This window comes from Sphingobacterium alkalisoli (assembly GCF_005049105.1).
Classification (GTDB): domain Bacteria; phylum Bacteroidota; class Bacteroidia; order Sphingobacteriales; family Sphingobacteriaceae; genus Sphingobacterium; species Sphingobacterium alkalisoli.
The window spans coordinates 1138146-1160039 of the sequence record NZ_SUKA01000001.1; the positions used below are offsets into that span (position 1 = coordinate 1138146).

A 21894-nucleotide genomic window follows, 5' to 3' on the forward strand; every position below is an offset into this window, starting at 1 on the left:
TGATTACCTGAAATAGTTAGTTAGCGTACTATTTCAGGTAATTTCTCAGCAGGGAGCAGGATGCCGACATCCTGCTCCCTGCTGTTTTTTAGGTTTCTGGTTTCTAGGGGCAGCACAGCGCCTGTAAGTCCATGATGGTTAGCAATGAAACTGTTTTTAAATTGCGTCATACCTATGGTATATAAACCTGTTAATTATTTTAAAAATGGATAGACATATTTTTGCGAAAGGTAAAATCGTTCATCTGGTTTTTGTGCTTTGCACAATATTGATGAACACGTCGGTTTTTGCCCAATCGGATCTCAAGCGCGGTAAAGTGGTAGATGCGACGACACGGCAGCCAATTGCCGGGGCAACGGTGAAAATTGTAGAAACGGGCGTTTCTACTTCATCTGGATCTGACGGCACGTTTCAAATAGCTGGAAAAAGCACGGAAACGCTTGAAATTAGTTTGGTAGGATACACCATTCGACGTATACCGCTTTCAGGCAGCATTGCTGAAATTGGATTGCAAAGTGAGGAAGAAGAACTGGAAGAGGTGGTGGTAGTCGGGTACAATGTGGTGAAGAAATCAGAGGTTACTGGTGCGGTTGCAAGTATTGGGGAGAAGGAGTTAAAAGCGATGCCTGTCAAGGATGCGTTGCAGGCCATGCAAGGAAAGATGGCTGGTGTGGATATTACGTCCAATCAACGTCCCGGTACTACAGGGAGCATCCAAATTCGAGGTGTACGTTCATTGAGCGCAAATAACAGCCCCTTATATGTAATCGATGGTATGATTGTGCATACTGGAGGCATCGACAATATTAACCCATCGGATATAGAATCGATTAACGTATTAAAGGATGCCTCTTCTACGGCTGTTTACGGAGCGGCAGGGGCAAATGGTGTCGTTCTTGTTACGACGAAAAAGGGAAAGCAGGGCCGAGTGTCTTTAAACTATGCTGGTACTGTCACAGGTGAAAGACTGTATGACGTTACTGAGTATATGGACGCCGCTGAGTGGCTGGATTACGCCCGTTTGGCAAAGACGGGGTCGACCACTCCAGATTACGATGCCGATTTTTCACGATGGGGTTCGGTCGCATCTTCTTGGGCGAATATCGCTAAGGGATGGACTCAAAATAATACGGTATGGGATCCAACGTTAGTAGGGAATTATGATTGGGGAGCACAGGGACGAGAAGATGCGTTGTCAACAGAACAAACCTTAAGTGTCTCTGGTGGGGGAGAAAATGCCCAAGGGTACGGTTCTTTTGGCTATCTAAAGCAAGACGCCACACAGCCGGGACAATTATTCGAACGGTTTACAACGAAAATAAGCTTTGAAGCATCCCCTACGAAATGGTTTAAAATGGGAACTTCCATCAATGCAGCTTACGGCGATCAGGATTATGGATATAATTTTTCGAGATCAACTACGGGCGCGGGTGATTATTATAGTGCGCTACGGGGAATGTTGCCTTGGACTGTGCCCTATGATGAAAACGGAGACTATATTCGTAATCCTGCAGCGGGGGATATCAACATTATTAACCCGATTCGAGAATTAGAATACAACACGAATCAACGCCAAACTTTTGTAGCCAATGCGAGTTTTTACGGCGAGTTTGATTTGGGCAATATCTACTCTCCCCTAAAAGGTTTACGTTATCGCATACAATTCGGACCCCAATACAAACATTATCGTTTGGGTATTGCCAATGCGGCAGAAGGAATAAATGGAGATGGTAATAATGCGGTAACCTACAGTCCTGATCGTACGTTAGCGTATACATTAGATAATTTGGTTTACTACGACAGAAGTTTTGGTAACGACCACCGTTTAGGCTTAACTTTTTTACAGTCTGCTACGGCTATAAACTATGAAAATTCAACGATGCGAGCTACGGATGTTTATAGCGCCGAGGAATTGTGGTATAATATTTCTTCTGGTGGGTTTATTGGCAGTTACGGTACCGGCTTAAGAGAGGTGCAACGGGAGTCATATATGGCGCGACTGAATTATGTCTACAAAGATCGCTATGTTTTAACAGCATTTACCCGATGGGATGCCTCATCCGTGCTAGCACCCGGTCATCAATGGAGTTCGTTTCCATCGATGGCTTTAGCCTGGCGGATTGATCAAGAGAAATTTATGGAAAACCTATCTTTTGTAAACAACTTAAAATTACGCACCGGACTGGGTATTGTGGGTAATGACGCAATAGGAGCTTATGCTACGAAGGGTGGATTAACTCAAATATTTTATAATTGGAGTTCAACAGGTTCTACACCGGGTTATATCGCTTCGGACCCCTCGGCAGCCAATCCTCAAAAAATGGCCAATCCAGCATTAGGGTGGGAGCGTACCACACAGTATAATATCGGACTCGATTATGGATTCCTTAACAATAGGATTAGTGGTGCTATTGATTATTACAGTACGAGGACGAGTGATTTATTATTAGCAATGAATATTCCCTCGATACTAGGATATACCGCAACAAATGCTAATGTAGGTAAAACAAAGGGCTGGGGTGTCGATCTACAATTGAACGCTGTGAATATTCAGAATGAAAACTTTCAATGGGTCACCAATTTAACCTGGTCTAAAGACGAAAGTAAAATTGTCGCGTTAGCAAATGGTAGATTAGAAGATCTGGACAATAGATGGATTGTAGGAGAAGACTTGAACGTGCCGATAGATTACGTTTACGATGGTGTTTGGAAAACTTCTGAATTAGAAGAGGCTCAGGAATTTGGGCGTAATCCAGGACAGATTCGTGTGAAAGATATCAGCGGTCCAGATGGTACACCCGATGGGATTATAGATGGTAACGACCGCCAAGTGGTTGGTTCATATCGTCCAAAATGGTCTGGTGGTATTTCGAATACCTTTAACTACAAGAATTTTGAACTTTCTTTTTTCATCTATTCCCGCTGGGGTTTTACGGTTAACGCGGGGTCAGCAACTTTAGATGGTCGTTATATGCAACGTAAATTGGATTACTTTATTCCTGGTGTAAATGAAGATGCGGAATATTATCAACCGGGTTCTAACGGAGAAGCCGCAGATACGTATGCATCATCCCAAAACTACAGCGACGGTTCGTTCATCAAACTAAGAAATGTAAGCTTTGGCTATAATTTTTCCGTAGAAAAACTTCAAAAAATGGGAATTAGTAATCTAAAGATTTATGGCCAGTTGATGAATCCGGCAATGTTATATTCGAAAGTAGATTTCTTGGACACTGATTTATCAACTTATAATAATAATACGACGCAAGCAGGATCGGCTACCACAACCCGAGGAGCCGTACTGGGACTAAGTATTGGTTTCTAGAAACGATAACGACGTATTTTAACAGAAAAGAACATGAAAACAAGAAATTATAAAATATTATTTGCTTCGCTGATTGGTGCAGCTAGTTTTTTGGGAATGAGCTCGTGTAGCAAGGATTTTTTACGAGAAGATCAGATTACGGTACCGGATACAGATCTCTTCAAAACACAAGCCGGGCTGGATGATTTATCAACCGGGGTTTACTCTAAATTGAAATTTAAATTCAATTATACTTGGGGTATGGCATTGTTTAACTTAGGCGTTGATGAGTTTACCGATGCAAATAATGCCTCGCCAAGTTTTAACAGTTATAGCACAGATTTACATTCATTGGAGTCTACTTATGGTGGAGGTAATATAGCGCCATTATGGGACAATATGTATAGTGGTATTGAATCGGCTAATACGCTGATCCAAAACGTGCCTTTATATTATGATCAGTCGAATAGTAACTATAATACGCGTTTGGGCGAAGGGTATTTTATGCGTGGGTATTTTTACCTGCAGTTAGTGGCGCAGTTTGGAGGGGTTCCTTTAAAATTGACCCCGTCTAGTGGCGTGGAAACCTATTTTACTAGAGCTTCGGAGGAAGAAGTTTTTGCACAGATCGTATCCGATTTAAAGCAAGCTTATGATTTGTTGCCCCCTACGGGAACAGAATTTGGTCGCGTCACGAAATGGGCAGCGGCACATTATTTAGCAAAAGCGCATTTGACCCGAGCAAGCGAACTGTATGCATCTTGGAATACATCTTTTATAGAAAGCGATCTGGATGCGGTAATTAAATACGGCGCTGAGGTAGTGGATGCCCATCCTTTGGTTGATAACTACGTACAACTTTGGGATTACCAAAGAGCTAACAGTGCCAATGAAAAGGTTTCGGAAGTGGTTTTGTCTGCGCAATTTTCAGATGATCAGGCCACTTGGGGACGGTACGGCAATCAAATACATTTATATTATCCTTCTGTCTACCAGGATTTGGCGGGAACCTCTCGTGATATCTCAGGTGGACGCGAATTTTCGTACGCACGATCTACGAATTATACGTTGGATGTCTTTGATCGGGTAAACGATTCCCGTTTTTGGAAATCTTTTATTACCATGTATGGAGCAAATAATACAGCTGGAGCTCCAACTTGGACTGTAGCAAATGCAGCATTAGGACCTGTGGGAACGGTAGCGGGCACGAAGCGCTTTGTAGGTGGTCAATTAGGGATAAAATATATTGTTAATGATGCGGGAGATAGCCGGTATACCAAAGTATCGGGTGATAACACTGGAGTGCTAAAAGATGGTATTATGCAAAATACACATACCTTTGTGCGCTATTTTACTGGACAGCCACAGGCATGGGTAGGAGAACACGGAAACTATGGCTATTTTGGAGTACAATCTAGATCAGTAGCCTTGTCTAAATTTAGAGACGGATACCGGGTGAGTATTGCTTCTCAATTCGGAACACGAGATGCGATTATGGCACGATCTGCAGAGGATGTATTGATGGTCGCTGAAGCCTACATCCGTAAAGGTGAAGGACAATATGCGAATGCCATTACCTGGATTAATAGACTGCGCACGCGTGCTGGCTATAAAGCTGGCGAGGATCGTGCTAAAAATGTAGACGGTGGACAGGCGTATAAAAATAATACATACGCTTCGGGAAAAGGGGGCGGATTTTCGGCAGATGGTGCAGTCTATTGGGAAGGGAATTCCTATTACGAGTCTAATGATATGGCGCCAACTACAGCAGCAACTTCAGTAGTAATTAATTCGGTTAGTGATATTTACAATTCACCGGTCGATGCACCGATTTATGCCAAGCTGGGCGCAGCGAGCAACGCCGATAAGATGCTCTGTTTTTTATTGAACGAGCGCACACGCGAGCTTTGTGGTGAATTATACCGTTGGGAAGATCTGGCCCGTACGAAAACACTGGAAGCGCGCTGGAAGGCCTTCAATGATGGCTATGTTCGCGGCAACACGGTGTTTAACCCGAATACACATTATTATCGTCCCATACCGCAATCGTTTTTAGATGAAATTACAAACGAAAACGGGGCAGCTTTATCCCCTGCCGAAAAGCAGGCCATGCAAAACCCAGGCTATTAATGGTTGTTCGAATATTTTACGAAACGCTGTAACTAGCCAAAAGAGGCGACAGAAGTGGGATCGAATTGATAACAGGGGTAAAAGGCTTAATTCGTTAAGCCTTTTACTTTTTAATAATAATATTACTGGATAATCTTTGCGTTTCCATTAAAAATCCTTTTCTTTACCTCTATTCCAATTTTAAATAAAGATTCACTGCTATGAGTTCGGTTGATTTGATTAAATATATTCAAATTAGTGATTTTTCATCTACTCCTAAGTATTTACAATTAGCGGATGCAGTAATTGATGCGATCAAAAACAAACTCATTGGGGTAGGGGATATGTTACCCTCTATTAACGAGCTGAGTATGCATTTGGATATTTCGCGCGATACCGTAGAGAAGGGATATAAATTGCTTAAAAATCAGGATATTATTGCATCAACGCCTGGTAAAGGATACTTTATTGCGAAGGCAGACATCAGAAGCCGCCAAAAAATTGCCCTATTCTTAAACAAGCTCAGCGCCCATAAAAAAATTGTCTATGATGCATTCGCAAAGGAGTTAGGGGATGATGCTTCTTTGGATATGTTTGTTTATAACAGCGATATATCCTATTTACGAAGCTTATTGTTAAATCTGACTAAACAATACGATCGATATGTGGTCTTTCCACACTTTAAAGAAGGTAGGGATCAAGCGCCGGATGTGCTTGCATTAATCCCGGCAGAAAAGCTTATGTTATTGGGGAGAATGGTAGATGGAATGGAAGGTGATTTTCCAGCGGTATATGAGAATTATGAAAAGGATATATATCAGGCCCTAGAAATAGCGCTGGATCCCCTGTCTAAATACCGCATGTTGAAGCTGGTCTTTCCAGACAATAGCGATTATCCCAAAGCGATTATTAAGGGATTTTATAAGTTTTGTCAGCAATATGCGTTCGACCATAGTCTGGTGGGTGATCTTTCCAAAGAGAACATAAAAAATGGGGAATGTTACATAAACCTTGCGGAAGATGATTTGGTGATTCTTGTGGATAAAATAATATCAAAGGGGCTAAAGATCGGAACAGATATTGGGATTATTTCTTACAACGAGACACCTCTCAAGAAATTTATTCTCAATGGTATTACAACTATTTCGACCGACTTCGAATTAATGGGGAAGTATGCGGCACAGATTATCAAAGAAAATTCCAATAACCATGTTGAAGTGCCTTTTTATGTTAATTTGAGGGCTTCGATTTAAAACAGAAATGTTTTAAAATTTTATTTTGTTATAGTAAAGGAAGGTTTAATTTATTCAGTTTGTCGCTCGCTAATTCCAAATTGTATTGGCAACCAATTCATATCTGTATTTTATCTTCTTGCCCTCATCGGCGGGCGGCCTAGTCCTTTTCCCTTGATGGAAAATGGACCAAAAGATCAAGACTGGGTCAATGTTACGCTAAAAGCTTTTGGATTTACTAAACAGATCTGAGCCGTTGCACTTCGTAGATCTGTTCTTAACGCAAATCCAAAAGCTTTCTTAACGCTACATCGACCTAGGTCGTCCTTTTTATTTTCAGTTGAAGTATAAAATAATATTTAGGTAAATGCACCATCCTCACATTCACTAAAGATGTGACTTGAACCTTTTGGCTGTACGGATAATGCTTCCCAGTGCAATTGCCAAAAACTTCTTAGGCGACATTTGCCAAAATTTGTAAGGATTGTGCGTTTTAGTACAACCTTTATACTCCAGCTGAATAAAAAAAACGACCTAAGCGAATTTGGACGAGTAGGCAGCAGATGATGTGTTGCAGAAACGTATGTGTTTGCACTTTTCAAGCAGATCAAAGCCTTTGAGATGGGATAGTGTGTTGGAGGCCTAAGAGCTGCGCACTGCATCATCGCGTAGCCGAAACGACAAATACGGTATAGTCTTGACTTTTTTTGCTTCGTTTTTTGGGTCAAGCAAAAAACCCTCGAAGAGGCTCTTGAATGCCTTTGAAAACTAAATATTAATGAAAAAATGAAGGCCCTGTCGTGGCAACGACGAAAAGGTAGTACACCGCTGCCACTCTGTAATATTGTAGTTATAGTATCTGTTGTGCAACTATTCAAAAGCTACGATAAAACTATCAAGAATAGCGATTTAGCCCGCTTTTAGAGAAAATACGGACGCGAATTGGATTTTTTACAGGACGGTGCAGGATACGCACGTATAGTGGTTTTAATATCTTGGTGGTTTAAACCTATAAGTTATCTTGTTAAAATCGTTGATTTACCATGATTGAAAGTAGCACAAATACGGAATTCCTTTCCAGAAAAAGATTTATAAAATCTTTAGTTTTGGCGACTTCTGCCGTGTTGGTCCCTAGTTATCTGTTAGCAGATACGGCGGTTAACGCATGGCCCTATTTTAAACTCAAACCCTTGGGCAGGAGCTTTTCACTCGAAGACTATTATATCTGGTGTTCATCACCCATTTGGGGTAACGATGGTAAAGTCCATCTCTTTTATTCGCGATGGTTGAAAACGAAGGGAATGAGTGGTTGGATCAGAGGTTCTGAAATAGGTCATGCCGTAGCAGATTCCCCAGAGGGTCCTTTTCAGCACAAAGATGTTGCTTTGGCGCCAAGGGATGAATATTGGGATAGCACGACCTGCCATAATCCGTTGATCAAAGAGGTGGATGGCACATATTATCTTTTTTATATGGGCAATTCAAACGGGAAGACAAATACAAAGCGTATCGGTATAGCGACTTCAGAGAGCCTCGACGGACCTTGGAAACGGTATGATCAGCCTTGTCTTCTGCCTGGTAAGGAGGGTGAATGGGATGATCACTGCACCACGAATCCTGCATTTATAAAAGGGGCCGATGGTAAGTATTGGTTGTATTACAAATCATGGAATACCGCAGAATACAACAACATGACAGGAGCAGTGCGTGGCAATCGTAAATATGGATTAGCAAAGGCTGATCATCCACTAGGGCCCTATCATAAAGTATCGGATAAACCCGTTATCGACTTCTCCAATCGTCCAAATAATGCGCAGCTCGAGGATGCATTCGTGTGGCGGGAGAGAAATAAATACAAGTTGATCGCGCGCGACATGGGGTTTTACAACCATGAGTACGGATTGATTTTAACATCCGATGACGGAATAAGCTGGTCGGAACCACAGATCGCTTACCTCGACTTAAAAACTTATGTAACCGAGAACGAACCACCTAAACACTTAAAGCGTTTCGGAAGATTAGAAAGACCAATGATTTTGTTTGACAAAGATAATAAGCGACCGAAGTACATCTTTGGCGGGACCCAGGGAGGAGCATACGATACGGCAACTACTTTCGTGTTTGAAATAGTAGACGCAGGTTGATCGGAGAAAGATAGCATTACAAAGAATAGACATAAACAAACTAGAAACTAATACCATGATGAAAAAACTATTGTACATCCTTATTTTAGTGATAATAGGTGTACAGGGAAAGGCACAAGAAACGGTGTGGACTTCTGTAAAGCAACCACTGAAGGAAGTAAAAGCTTTGAAAAAGCAGATCGTCAAGCCAAAATTTCGCAATAAAGACTATTCTATTACGGATTTTGGAGCAGTAGGAGATGGAACGACGAAGAATACCCAAGCGATAGCCGATGCCATTGCGAAGTGCCATGCTGATGGTGGCGGCCGCGTAGTGGTACCGAAGGGGATATTTTTAACAGGAGCTATTCATTTGAAAAGCAATGTAAACCTGCATCTAGCCGATAGCACAGTTGTACTTTTTAGCCGGGATTCTACGGATTACCCAATGGTATTCACACGCTGGGAGGGTATGGAGTGTGTCAACTATTCCCCATTCATATATGCGTACGAACAGGAAAATATTGCTGTTACCGGCAATGGTACACTAGATGGTAATGCGAATATGGACTACTGGTGGTGGTGGTGTGGTGCCAAAAAATTCAATTGGGATGAAAGCAAGGGGAAGCAAACGCCGGCCCGTGTTGCCCTACATGAAATGATGGCCGATGAAGTAGATCCCAAGACGCGGATTTTTGGAGATGGACACTACCTGCGTCCGGCTTTTGTACAACCGTATAAATGTTCTAATATTTATATCGCTGATGTCAAATTAATTAATGCACCCATGTGGAACCTGAATCCTGTACTGTGCGAAAATGTATTGATCGAACGTGTGAAAGTGATTACACACGGTCCAAATAATGATGGTTGCGATCCGGAAGCCTGTAAAAATGTTTGGATCAAGGACTGTTATTTTGATACTGGAGATGATTGCATTGCGATCAAATCAGGTCGTGACGAAGACGGACGTAATATTGGAAGACCGGCGGAAAACCACATCATCGAAAATTGCATTATGAAAGATGGGCATGGTGGTGTTGTTATTGGTAGTGAAATAGCGGGCGGTGCAAGAAATATCTATGCCTTAAATAATACGATGGATAGTCCTAATCTGGATCGTGCCTTGCGTATAAAAACTAGCTCAAGTAGAGGTGGTACAACTGAAAATGTGTTCTTTTATAATACCAAAGTTGGTAAATATAAGGATGCTGCAGTTCGGTTTAACATGTTTTATGAGAAACCTGGGAACCATATCCCTACGATCCGAAATATATGGGTAGAAAATATGAAGGTGAAAGAAGGCGGTAAATATGGTGTACTATCAGCTGCCTACAAAGAATCGCCTGTAAAAAATGTAACGATGATTAATTGCGTAATTGATGGGGTTAAAGAAGCCTATAAAGTAGATTACATGGAGAATGTAACCTTAAAGAAGGTTACGATTAACGGGAAGGCATACCAATCTTTTGATTAAATGATATTTAAAAAAATAGCAGTTACTACATTATGTTCTGTTGCCATATATTGTGGAAGTTTGGCCCAATCTAAACACTGGCAGCACAACGAGCGTACGTTACACTATACCGAGGACAAAGGTGATTTTTTATTGGTTGAAGGAAAATATCGCTTCAACCGGGCTTTGTATGGAAGTAATAAGGCCTCTCGTGTGGAGGCGGGAGATCTTCCTGAATTTGCACTGTATATGCCTGGAATGGGTGGCAACCTGCAATTTGTGCTAAAAGGCAACGACGAATACAAGAAGCTCATTCATGCCGATAATATTGAGACAAGATATCGGCCTGGAGCAATGGTTTATGCCATTCGGGATAAACTACTTGGTGAAGGCGTGTTGGAAATCACGGTTCTAGCGCAGGTAGCTAAAGAGGGAATGATCGTCAAAGTTGGTGCCCAAAACGTACCTAAAGGAACGGAGTTGTTTGCGATATATGGCGGAGCAAGTGGAAAGCGGTTTAGCCGCAATGGTGATATTGGGGCAGATCCCGAATCTGGCTTTTACCTGTTGCCTGAATACTGCAAGCAGAATAAGTTCGAGATAGCTAAAAACAGCTTTCAGCTGAACTATTTGGGAAGAAGCGCAGAAGAGGAAGTGCTATATGGTACATTTGGAAGCGCAGGAAAAGTTACATTGGCCGACGCGACGATGTTGGATGATGTATCAAAGATAACGGTTTCAAAGGCAAAAGACGCCCCTATTGTAGTGGCAAACTATGGATTGGGAGCTGCACCGTTTTATATACAGATCGCACGTGGTGAATTAAAGAACAAACTGCTTGGCGAGGCCGATTTGGTAAAGATCTATGATAAAGCGGAGTCGGATAGACAACAGCTAGCCAACCGCGTTACCATAAATACTCCAGATCGCTATATCAATAACTTTGGTGCGACACTCGCGGTCGCTGCCGATGGAATTTGGGAAAGTCCGACTTTCTTGCATGGTGCTGTCGCATGGCGAATGCGTTTAAATGCCTGGCGTGGGGCCTATTCCGCGGATGCGCTCGGGTGGCATGATCGCGCAAAAGAACATTTTTCGAGCTATGCTAATTCGCAGGTAATCGAGCCCGAGGTGGGTAAGGTCGTGGCAGATACGGCTTTGCATTTGGCACGCCACATTGAAGAGATGGGAACCGCCGTTTTTTCTAGCGGGTACATCTCGCGGAATCCGAACGATAATTCCAGGCCCCATCATTATGATATGAACCTGGTGTTTTTCGACCAACTGTTTTCTCATTTTAACTATACCGGGGATCTCGTCTATTTGAAAAAAATGTGGCCTACGATTGTGCGTCATTTGGCTTGGGAACGTCGTAATTTTGATGTGGATCGAGATGGGCTCTATGATGCCTACTGCGCGATTTGGGCCAGTGATGGATTACAGTATTCGGGAGGAGGTGTGGCACATACAAGTGCGTATAACTATCGAGCGAACAAAGCGGCTGCTAAATTGGCCAAATTGATAGGTGAAGATCCAACGCTATATGAATCCGAAGCAAAAAAAATAGCCGATGCATTGCGTTCCCGGTTATGGCTAAAGGGAAATGGCCACTTTGCGGAGTATCAGGATTTATTAGGAAATAAGATAGTTCACGATAAACCGGGGCTTTGGACCATCTATCATATTGCTGATGCGTATATTTTAGATGATTTCGATAACTACCAAAATGTGCAGTATATCGAGAATCACTTGCCCAAAATACCCGTACAGGTTAAAAATGGAGAACACCAAGGTTTATATACCTTGGCAACGACCAATTGGCAACCCTATACCTGGTCGGTTAACAACGTAGCATTGGCGGAAAACCTGCAAGCTGCTCTTGCATATTGGCAGTCCGGACGCTTTAATGAGGCTTTTCACCTTTGGAAGAGCAATATTATCGAAAGTATGTACCATGGAATCAGTCCGGGTAACTTTCAACAATTGTCGCATTACGATGCGTATAGAGGTGAATTGTACCGGGATTTCGCCGATCCAATTGGTGTGGCTTCCCGCACATTGGTGGAGGGCTTATTCGGTATCCACCCCAATTTACTGGACAATAGCATTTTCATAAAGCCTGGTTTTCCAACGGAATGGGATTTTGCAGAGATTGAATTACCTGAACTAAGCTATAGTTACAAACGAACGGGAAAAACGATCCATTATAACATAAAACGTAAGGTTTCGGATCCGGTGTCGCTACGGTTGGAAATTCCGGTAAACCACACAAGAATCAAATCGGTGAAGGTAAATGGCAAAGAGGTCGAATGGACGTTAAAGCCATCGTCTATTAATCTTCCGTATATCCAGTTCGAGACAGAAGCTAGTTCTTCTTTTGCGATAAACGTCGAACAGGCGGGTGAAAATATTTTACCAGTTTCCTATCGCTCCACGCATCCGTATACCGATCCATTTGTGATTAAGCTTTCTTCCGATGTAAAGCTAACCGATGTACATGATCCGCAGGGTCTTGTACAAGACAGGACAGAAGCAGGATTTGTGCTGATCGAAAAGGCTCGTAAAGGTACTTTTTTTGTTCAATTGAAGCAGGGTGATCTCTCCTGGTGGGAAGCTGTTAATGTAGAATTGATAGCCCCTGTCGTTCCCGTCTACTCAGAAGAAGGTGGGACACACTATGTCACATTAGAAAGCAAGTCTAGTCTTGAATGCGCGGTCGACCTTAAGTTTAAGTCTCTTGAAAAAAGTATCGTATTGAAGGCGGGGCAGCGAGAAAAAATCGAACTACCCGCTAGTCTGTTATCCAAGGGCTCTAACCGAATTATGATTCAGGTTGGAAAACATACACTTAAACTGGATTACATCAATTGGGAAATTCCTAAAGTCGCGGCGTATGAAGCACAGGATTTGAGCGCATATTACAATGATCGGGTGACGAATATTTTTGAACAGAAATATCTTTCTCCGAGACCGGATGTTCCCACCTTGCAATTGCCATGGCAAGGAATAGGTAATTGGTGTTATCCGTTGACTACGGCAGTGATCGATGATTCGGGTTTAATGGAAAGCAGAGAAAATAATACTGTTACATTTTTGGATATTCCGTTTAATATCACCGGCGATAAGAATGTGATCTTTAGTAGTCAATGGGATAACTATCCGGCCGAAGTAACGATCCCGCTTACAGGCCAGGCAGATAAGATGTATTTATTGATGGCTGGCTCTACAAATCCGATGCAATCACAGCTTGTTAATGCGAAAGTTAAGGTCGTATATACAGACGGTACGGTAGATGTCCTTGAACTAAAAAATCCAACCAATTGGTGGCCTATTGAGCAAGATTTCTTAGACGATAACTTTGCCTTTGAAATAGCAGATGACCAGATTCCTTACCGTATTCAGCTTAAAACAGGTGAGTTATATAAAGGGGGTACCTTAGCTAAATACAGTGACATTAAGGGCTATAGCAATAGAGCAATCGAAGGTGGAGCTGCTACCTTGTTGGATTTGCCGCTGCAGTCAGATAAAACGTTACAATCTGCGGTATTGGTATCCGAAGCGAATGATGTCGTCGTCGGTATAATGGGATTAACTTTACAAAGACACATGACCACGAAGTAGGACGAGTGCTATTAAAACAAAAGGAAATACGAATACTATTCCGTATGACAATTAAAAATCAAACCGAGCTTGCGAGCTCACGAAGTAATAATAGACCTATGAAAATAAAAAGAAAATTTTTAAGCATTGGATTATGCGCACTGGTGTTTTTCTCCTGTGAGGGACAGCAGGAAGGGAAGATAGACCGAAAAGCGGTCGTTCAACGTCATAATGTCATCAACGATAAGGTAGATACACTTTCCTCCCTCACAGTGGGTAACGGGGCGTTTGCATATACTGTTGACATTACAGGTATGCAATCTTTTCCAGAATTCTATAAAAATGGTGTTTCGCTGGGTACGCAATCCGAGTGGGGATGGAGTTCATTTCCAAACGAGGGTGATTACAAATTTGAGGAGACACTCAAATCATATGATTTTAATAATGAAGGACGGGATGCAAAATATAGCATCCAGCACAAGGAGCCGGGACGGAATAAAGAAGCGACCGAGTATTATCGGGTGAATCCCCACCGCCTTCAATTAGGTAATGTCGGTTTGGAATTGTATTTAAAGAATGGACAGAAAGCTAAAATTGAACAACTAACGGATATCAAGCAAACGCTGGATGCATGGACCGGTATTATTTCAAGTGAGTTCACTGTGGATGGTGATGTCGTGAAGGTTTCAACAGCAGCGCATCAATCGGAAGACAAAATCGCCGTGAAAGTAAGCTCAGACTTGATTGGACAGAATAGAATTAAAGTTTTTGTGCAGTATCCGTATCCGAGCGGAAAGTTTTTGGATGAGGGGACTAACTATGCAAATATCGAAGAACATGAGAGTTCGTTGATTTCCAGTGCTAAAGATGCTTCTATATTAAATCACAAATTAAAGGGAGCGAATTACTACACCTTTCTGGATCATTCGAATGGAGTCGTAAAAGAAAGCGGTAAGCATTATTTTGTCTATGAGCCTGCAAAGGATTTAAAAGAATTTGAACTTACGGCCAGATTTTCCGCAAAGGATAGCATCCAATCGACCGAAGGACTTTATTCCGCTACTGCGGAAAGTAGCACCAACGGGTGGGCGGACTTTTGGAAAAGTGGAGCCGCGGTAGATTTTGAAGGGAGTACCGATCCGAGAGCCAATGAATTGGAACGACGCATTATATTGTCGCAATACCTAACGAAAGTACAATGTGGCGGAAGCAACCCGCCACAAGAAACCGGATTGACATTTAATAGCTGGTACGGTAAACCACATACGGAGATGCACTGGTGGCACGGTGTGCATTACGCGCTGTGGGGCAGACCGGAGATCATGGAAAATACGTTGGATTATTACTTTCATACCTACAATAAGGCTAAGGCACTTGCCGAACGCCAAGGGTATAAAGGTGTCCGGTGGATCAAGATGTCGGATAATGATGGGAATGAAAGTCCATCTTCTGTGGCGGCATTTTTAATATGGCAACAACCGCATATCATTTACATGACAGAACTGGCCTATCGCGACAAGCAGGACACGAAGGTGCTGGAGAAATATAAGGATTTGGTATTCGCTTCTGCTGAATTCATGGCCGATTATGCGTATTATGATAAAGCGAAAGATCGTTATAACCTAGGGAAAGGTGTTATTCCTGCACAGGAGGTATTTCGGGCTGTAGAGACCTTTAACCCCACTTACGAAGTGGCTTATTGGGATTGGGCACTTCGTATTGCGCAGGAATGGAAAGAACGCTTGGGTGAGCCACGTGATAAAAAGTGGGATGAGGTGATTAATAAACTAGCTCCTTTACCAGTGCAGGGTGATGTGTATCTAGCAACAGAATCGGCTACCGATTCCTATACATTCCCAAAATGGATGACCGATCATCCAGCTGTTCTAGGTGCCCTGGGCATGGTGCCAGAATCTCCAAAATTGGACAAAGAGATCATGAAAAACACATTGGATACCGTGTGGGCAAAATGGTCATGGGCCGATACCTGGGGTTGGGATTTTCCGATGACGGCCATGAATGCGGCTCGTTTGAACTTGCCTGAGAAGGCTCTCGATGCATTATTCATGGATATCCAGACGAATACTTACCTCAAAAATGGCCATAATTTTCAAGATAATCGGCTCCGGATATATCTGCCGGGTAACGGGGGTGTGCTGACCGCTGTCGCGATGATGCTTGAAGGCTGGGATGCTTCCGAGGGTGACTTCCCCGGTTTCCCGAAAGACGGAAGCTGGAAAATTAAGAAAGAAGGATTTAAAAAAATGCCGTAATTGATAAAGATGAAGAAGTTTATTGTTTTGTTATGGAGTGTTGTTTTTGTACTGGGACTTCAAGCGCAGACGGATCTAAGTAAAAATGAGGTCATCAAAAGGCTACGTCAGGCCAATAGTTATTTCATGAATAAATGGCCGGATCCAGGAAAGACCATTGTTACGAATAAGGAACGCCGTGCAAATATCTGGACGAGAGGGGTATACTACGAAGGCCTAATGGCGTTGTATAAGCTCGATCAGCAGAAAGAGTATTATGATTATGCAGTAGAGTGGGGAGAGAAGCACGATTGGAAACCTGTACGTGGCGAAGTGTATACACGACATGCCGACAATCAAAACTGTGGAATGACTTATATCGATCTTTACCGCATTGATCCACAGCCTGAACGCATTGATGCGATCAAAAAAAATATTGATTCGGTAATCAATAGCGGCAGGTACAACGACTGGACCTGGATTGACGCTATTCAGATGGCCATGCCGATCTATGCTAAGTTGGGTGTGACACTGAAGGACACCAAGTACTTTGATTACATGTATAAGATGTACCACCACATCAAGTATAAAGAAGGTGGTCATGGACTGTACAACCCCGCAGATCAGTTGTGGTGGAGAGACAAAGACTTTATTCCCCCATACAAAGAACCAAATGGGGAAGATTGCTATTGGTCTAGGGGCAACGGTTGGGTGCTTGCTGCATTAGCCTTGGTATTGGAAGAGCTGCCGGATACCGACCCACATTACCAAGAATACCTGTCGGATTTCAAAAGCTTGGCGAAGGCATTGGTACCCTTACAACGCGCTGACGGATTCTGGAATGTAAGCTTACATGACCCCAATCATTTTGGAGGTAAGGAAGCTTCTGGAACGGCATTGTTTGTGTACGGTATGGCTTGGGGTGTTAACCATGGTATACTGGATAAAGAAGAGTATTTGCCTGTTATTACAAAGGGATGGAATGCACTGACCAAAGAGTCGCTTCAGCCGAATGGCTTCTTGGGGTATCTGCAGTCTACGGGTAAAGAACCTAAAGACGGCCAGCCGGTTACAGTGGATAAGGTGCCGGATTTTGAAGATTATGGATTAGGCTGTTTTCTTCTAGCCGGAACAGAGGTATTTAGGTTGGCTAAATAACATGCAGGAATCTCCTATTCGTTCACAAAGTGATTCGAATAGGAAATTCTGTTTTTAACATTTGTACGTTTTACGCTTCTTTACTAGACCGTTAGTGTTAGTACGGTTAGCATTTTAAAAAGCCAAGCTATATTGTGTGTCCGAATATGGCGTAATGCCAAACTCAATTGGTTTTCGACGGATCTTTTTGAAAGACTAAGCTTATCCGCGATCTCGGTATTGGTTAAGTTTTCAATACGACTGCGTAAAAAAAAATCCGGACATCTAGACGGCAATGCATTGATGATTTGAGTTAACATGTTTTGAACATCTTCTTTTGCGATCTTTTCATCGCCAGCATTATTTAGTTTCGTTAAAGATGGATTATTTGATTCTATAGCCACCGTAAGCGCAAGAGCCTTCATTTCTTTGTATACTTGATAACGAGTAGCGGCACGTAAATAGGCGGGAAAATGCTTAATCTGTAATGTTGCTCATTTTTCCCAGAGATTGACAAGGATATCGTGTGCGATGTCTTCAGACTTTTGACTGTCTTTTAAATAGCGAAAGGCAGAGGTGTATATGGTATACTCCAGTATCGATCAAAAAGAACAGAAAAGGATTCTGAACAATTGCAGAGTTGTACTTCATGCCATAATTCTGCGTCAGTTTGCACCAGATGATTAGGGTTTTGTCTTTTCCGTAAAGTCATGCGCTTTTCTTTTTCGAAAACATGTTAAGATTTACAGTTGGAAGCTAGCAATAGGAACCATGTGTTGATCCAAATTATGTTAGCGTATAACAAAAATATAAAAAACTTGTCATTATTTGTGTGAGTTTGCTTAAAAAAATGTCTCTATATAATAACGACCAAGTTAAAAGGGGAATGATAACAAAAGAAGAATATATTACCTTGTATGAGAAATATCTATCTCCTGACGGATTTCGGTATGCTGAACCTTTGTATTTCGGCATTTTGAACCTGCTATTCCTCTTTTTTGCCGAAGACCATGTTTTTGTACTGAAGAGGGCGCATACCCATATGCTTAAAGAAATAATCGGAAAAGGAACCCACCTCTTTAAAACCGCAATAATAGCTCACTTCGTTGATGGTGTACCGAAGTAATATTTATAATAAGCTAAATTTCAACTTTTCTGCACAGATGTTTTCCCTGCCAAGTATTATAAGCCTCGTAATCGCTCTATCGCATAATCGTTTGTTACGAACAACTGTCCTGTTCTGTCCTGCAAACGTTACCGGCAACGTTTGCGTTGTTTTTTACCGCCATTCTTTAGGTATTAACCTATCCAATATGCTATAATTGTATTAGATAACGCAATTTATAAACCATGTACACCTCCAGGAGGAAGTATGTTGTTTAACCAATAGGAATCTGTTAAAAAAACACAAAATTAAAAAAGTAATTATAGTCGTAGGATGGAGTGTCGTTCTTATAGCTATTTATTGTATGCAACCAATTTAATCATTTATTAAAACTATCATGAGGATATTTAAAGCTTTAATACTGATGTTCTTTTTCGTTCACTGTGTTTTTGCGCAAGAGCGAAACATCACCGGTACGGTGTATGACGAAGAAACAAAACCGATACCTGGAGTAACGGTAAAAGTGAAAGGCACGAATCTACAAACCAGTACAAACGAAAAAGGCAATTATACCATCGCTGTTTCGGGGGCAAGTGATGTGCTTGTTTTCTCCTCTATTGGCTATGTTGACTTGGAGCAGGCTGTGCAAGGTAACAACAAGCTTACTATAACGATGCAAGTCGATGCGGCCGGTTTAGATGAAGTAGTTGTCATCGGTTACGGTACGGTTAAGCGAAGGGATTTAACCGGAGCAGTTGCATCCGTAGATGCAAAAACCATTACTGCCGCGCCGGTTTCATCTGCCTTGGAAGCCATTCAAGGACGTGTGGCCGGATTGAACATTAACTCAACCGAAGGCTCGCCCGATGCGGAGCTCACGGTGCGTGTGCGTGGGGGTGGGTCAATCACGCAGGATAATGCACCGCTGTACATTGTGGACGGATTTCCCGTGTCGTCTATCGCTGATATTGCGCCGCATGATATTGAAACCATCGATATCCTGAAAGATGCTTCCTCCACAGCGATCTATGGTGCGAGGGGGGCAAACGGGGTTATTCTCGTTACCACCAAAGGAGGCAAATCCGGGAAAACCGCTATCAGTTTCAACGTGTTTACCGGTTCCCGAAATTTAGCCAACAAGCTTGATGTGTTGTCGCCGCTAGACTATGTAACCTGGCAATATGAACATTCGCTTTTGGCCAACAAGCCTGAAAATTACACCCAATATTTTGGAAATTATCAGGACATCGATCTTTATGCAGATGTCGAACCGAATGATTGGCAGGAGATTATATTCGGAAGAACAGGTAATACCTACAATCAAAACTTAAACCTCAGTGGTGGTGGAGAAAAGACCCGGTTTAGTGTCAGCCATAGCTTTGTAAAAGATCGTGCTATTATGCAGATGTCTGACTTCCAGCGGCACAATGCGAATTTTAAACTGAATCATAAGTTGTATGATGGCTTAACATTGGATATCGGCGCACGTTATTCGGATACACAGGTCAACGGTGGCGGGATGAACGAGCAGAACGAGGTCTCTTCGGCCGATTCCCGGTTGAAGTACTCCATGTTATACCCGCCTTTTCCAGTAGCCGGCCTAACGACGACAACCGAAACAGATGACGACTTTAATCTATACAGTCCGATGGTGGCTATTTCTGATAACGATCAATATTACAGACGGAAGACGGTAAACTTAAACGCGGCTCTCTCTTATCAGGCGCTGTCAAACCTTCGTTTACGCTCCGAATTTGGTTATGATAACTATCGGAACGACCAGGATCGGTTCTATGGTGCAACAACCTACTATGTGCGGAATGTACCGGCGGGGGACCATCAAGGCAAACCGGCGCTTATATTGACCAATACGAACCGCAACGGGTGGCGGAATACGAATACCGCAACTTACACATTGGATGATATGATCGGCGAAGATCATAAGCTGAACGTGATGGTTGGTCAAGAGTATTTATTTACCGAAAATCAGGTGTTGACGAACGCTGTCCATAATTTTCCCGAGTCTTTCTCTTTTGATGATGCCCGGAAATTGACAACGCAAGGCGTCCCGAACTCAGTGGATAATAATTTCGCTCCGGACGATAAACTGTTGTCCTTCTTCGGACGCGCAAACTACGATTTCAGAGGGAGATATCTATTGAGTGCTACTTTTCGGGCAGATGGTTCATCAAAGTTTTCTAGAGAGAATTGGTGGGGCTATTTCCCTTCCGTGTCCGGTGCTTGGCGCCTATCTGATGAGGAATTCCTATCCGATGCTAAAACCTGGTTGACAGACATCAAACTTCGGGCGAGTTATGGGTCTGCCGGCAATAACCGTATTCCTTCCGGCTTACTCGTGCAAACGTTTAATAACTCGACGACCACTTGGGTGAACGGATACGATAACTATTGGGCGGCTTCGAAAACGATGGCAAATCCAGATTTAAAATGGGAGACGACGGTTACCCGAAATATCGGTTTAGACTTTTCGTTGTGGAATGGCCGTCTGGGCGGAACCATTGACGCGTATTTAAATAAGACGAAAGACTTGTTAATTGCATTTCCTGTTGGCGGAACAGGATACGATATACAATACCGTAACCTGGGAAACACCCAAAATAAAGGACTTGAATTTACATTGAACGGAGCTGTAATACAAAAAACAAACTTTGATTTATCGGTGAATGCCAATATCGCCTTTAACCGGAATAAAATAATCAGTTTGGGATCGTTGGAGAATTACCCATGGGATTCGGGTTGGGCATCGAGCGCAATTAGCCACGATTATATGGCTGAAGTTGGCTTGCCGATTGGGAGCATGTATGGCTACCAAAGCGACGGCCGCTACGAGGTCTCCGATTTTGAAGGCTATGATGCAGAAGCAAATCAATGGGTCTTGAGGGAAGGCGTCGTGGATGGGAAAGAACAAGTCGGTTTAATCCGCCCCGGCTCGATGAAAATAAAAGATTTGGATGGCGATGGCAAAATTAGTGTTGAAGACAGAACGATTATTGGGAATGCAAATCCATTACATACAGGTGGATTTTCGATCACTTCCCGGGTTTATAACTTTGATTTCGCAACTTATTTTACCTGGAGTTATGGTAACGATATCTACAACGCCAACAAAATTGAATATACGTCGACAAGCCAGTATAACTCCCGGAATATTATTGGAATCATGAAGAGCGGCGAACGCTGGACAAATCTTCGTCCGGATGGAACGATCAGTAATGATCCTGCTGAGTTGGAAGCGATGAATGCAAATACCACGATGTGGTCACCTTATACTCGTTCCTTTACGTTTTCCGATTGGGGTGTTGAAGATGGCTCTTTCCTGCGGCTTTCTACTGCTACTATTGGTTATACTTTTCCGGAATCCATTACTTCTAAATTGAAAATGCAGAATCTACGAATTTATGCCTCGGGTTATAATCTGCTGTTGTTCACAGATTATAGTGGGTTTGACCCCGAGGTCTCCACCCGTCGGAAAACACAATTAACGCCGGGTGTAGACTATTCGGCTTATCCGAAAAGTAGATACTTTGTATTTGGTTTGAATGTGAATTTTTAATT

Annotated in this window: 12 protein-coding genes; 10 read left to right on the forward strand and 2 right to left on the reverse strand. The window is 42.6% G+C overall.

The window, feature by feature from the left end; genetic code table 11:
• Nucleotides 1-20: 20 nt before the first annotated feature.
• On the reverse strand, nt 21-170 hold the full coding sequence (locus FAZ19_RS23780; RefSeq protein ID WP_169305560.1) for a hypothetical protein: 150 nt from the start codon (nt 168-170) through the stop codon (nt 21-23).
• Nucleotides 171-205: 35 nt separating this feature from the next.
• Between FAZ19_RS23780 and FAZ19_RS04250 the strand changes: the two genes are divergently transcribed.
• The 8 genes from FAZ19_RS04250 to FAZ19_RS04285 all read left to right on the forward strand — a co-directional run bounded on the left by FAZ19_RS04250 (nt 206) and on the right by FAZ19_RS04285 (nt 17234).
• On the forward strand, nt 206-3325 hold the full coding sequence (locus FAZ19_RS04250) for a SusC/RagA family TonB-linked outer membrane protein (RefSeq protein ID WP_136819339.1): 3120 nt from the start codon (nt 206-208) through the stop codon (nt 3323-3325).
• 33 nt (nt 3326-3358) lie between these two features.
• Nucleotides 3359-5434, forward strand: coding sequence for a RagB/SusD family nutrient uptake outer membrane protein (locus FAZ19_RS04255; RefSeq protein ID WP_136819340.1), 2076 nt, complete (start codon nt 3359-3361; stop codon nt 5432-5434).
• 200 nt (nt 5435-5634) lie between these two features.
• Nucleotides 5635-6666 carry a GntR family transcriptional regulator gene (locus FAZ19_RS04260; protein ID WP_136819341.1) on the forward strand — a complete coding sequence of 344 codons (1032 nt, stop codon included), beginning with the start codon at nt 5635-5637 and terminating at the stop codon, nt 6664-6666.
• A gap of 1022 nt (nt 6667-7688) precedes the next feature.
• Nucleotides 7689-8789 (forward strand): glycoside hydrolase family protein, encoded by a 1101-nt coding sequence (locus tag FAZ19_RS04265; RefSeq protein ID WP_136819342.1) that lies wholly within the window; start codon nt 7689-7691, stop codon nt 8787-8789.
• Between the two features lie 55 nt (nt 8790-8844).
• Nucleotides 8845-10245 (forward strand): glycoside hydrolase family 28 protein, encoded by a 1401-nt coding sequence (locus FAZ19_RS04270; protein WP_211245425.1) that lies wholly within the window; start codon nt 8845-8847, stop codon nt 10243-10245.
• Nucleotides 10246-13845: a DUF4450 domain-containing protein gene (locus FAZ19_RS04275; protein ID WP_136819343.1), complete on the forward strand. Its 3600-nt coding sequence runs from the start codon at nt 10246-10248 to the stop codon at nt 13843-13845.
• A 98-nt stretch (nt 13846-13943) separates the two neighbouring features.
• Nucleotides 13944-16097 carry a glycoside hydrolase family 65 protein gene (locus tag FAZ19_RS04280; protein ID WP_169305561.1) on the forward strand — a complete coding sequence of 718 codons (2154 nt, stop codon included), beginning with the start codon at nt 13944-13946 and terminating at the stop codon, nt 16095-16097.
• A gap of 9 nt (nt 16098-16106) precedes the next feature.
• The gene (locus tag FAZ19_RS04285) at nt 16107-17234 is read left to right on the forward strand and encodes a glycoside hydrolase family 88/105 protein (RefSeq protein WP_136819344.1); all 1128 of its coding nucleotides are present in this window, start codon (nt 16107-16109) and stop codon (nt 17232-17234) included.
• An 83-nt stretch (nt 17235-17317) separates the two neighbouring features.
• Here FAZ19_RS04285 and FAZ19_RS04290 read toward each other — a convergent pair whose 3' ends face one another.
• Nucleotides 17318-17638 (reverse strand): RNA polymerase sigma factor, encoded by a 321-nt coding sequence (locus FAZ19_RS04290; protein WP_136819345.1) that lies wholly within the window; start codon nt 17636-17638, stop codon nt 17318-17320.
• Between the two features lie 461 nt (nt 17639-18099).
• On the opposite strand from FAZ19_RS04290, the gene FAZ19_RS04295 reads away from it, so the two are divergent.
• The gene (locus FAZ19_RS04295; RefSeq protein WP_136819346.1) at nt 18100-18339 is read left to right on the forward strand and encodes a hypothetical protein; all 240 of its coding nucleotides are present in this window, start codon (nt 18100-18102) and stop codon (nt 18337-18339) included.
• Nucleotides 18340-18715: 376 nt separating this feature from the next.
• Entirely contained in the window at nt 18716-21892 is a 3177-nt protein-coding gene (locus FAZ19_RS04300) for a SusC/RagA family TonB-linked outer membrane protein (protein WP_136819347.1), read from the forward strand.
• Nucleotides 21893-21894: the final 2 nt, after the last annotated feature.

Coding starts and splice junctions, on each gene's coding strand:
- FAZ19_RS04295 (WP_136819346.1), top strand. CDS start 18,100: ATGATAACAAAAGAAGAATATATTACCTTGTATGAGAAATATCTATCT.
- FAZ19_RS04250 (WP_136819339.1), top strand. CDS start 206: ATGGATAGACATATTTTTGCGAAAGGTAAAATCGTTCATCTGGTTTTT.
- FAZ19_RS04280 (WP_169305561.1), top strand. CDS start 13,944: ATGAAAATAAAAAGAAAATTTTTAAGCATTGGATTATGCGCACTGGTG.
- FAZ19_RS04260 (WP_136819341.1), top strand. CDS start 5,635: ATGAGTTCGGTTGATTTGATTAAATATATTCAAATTAGTGATTTTTCA.
- FAZ19_RS04265 (WP_136819342.1), top strand. CDS start 7,689: ATGATTGAAAGTAGCACAAATACGGAATTCCTTTCCAGAAAAAGATTT.
- FAZ19_RS04275 (WP_136819343.1), top strand. CDS start 10,246: ATGATATTTAAAAAAATAGCAGTTACTACATTATGTTCTGTTGCCATA.
- FAZ19_RS04300 (WP_136819347.1), top strand. CDS start 18,716: ATGAGGATATTTAAAGCTTTAATACTGATGTTCTTTTTCGTTCACTGT.
- FAZ19_RS23780 (WP_169305560.1), bottom strand. CDS start 170: ATGACGCAATTTAAAAACAGTTTCATTGCTAACCATCATGGACTTACA.
- FAZ19_RS04285 (WP_136819344.1), top strand. CDS start 16,107: ATGAAGAAGTTTATTGTTTTGTTATGGAGTGTTGTTTTTGTACTGGGA.
- FAZ19_RS04270 (WP_211245425.1), top strand. CDS start 8,845: ATGATGAAAAAACTATTGTACATCCTTATTTTAGTGATAATAGGTGTA.
- FAZ19_RS04255 (WP_136819340.1), top strand. CDS start 3,359: ATGAAAACAAGAAATTATAAAATATTATTTGCTTCGCTGATTGGTGCA.
- FAZ19_RS04290 (WP_136819345.1), bottom strand. CDS start 17,638: ATGAAGGCTCTTGCGCTTACGGTGGCTATAGAATCAAATAATCCATCT.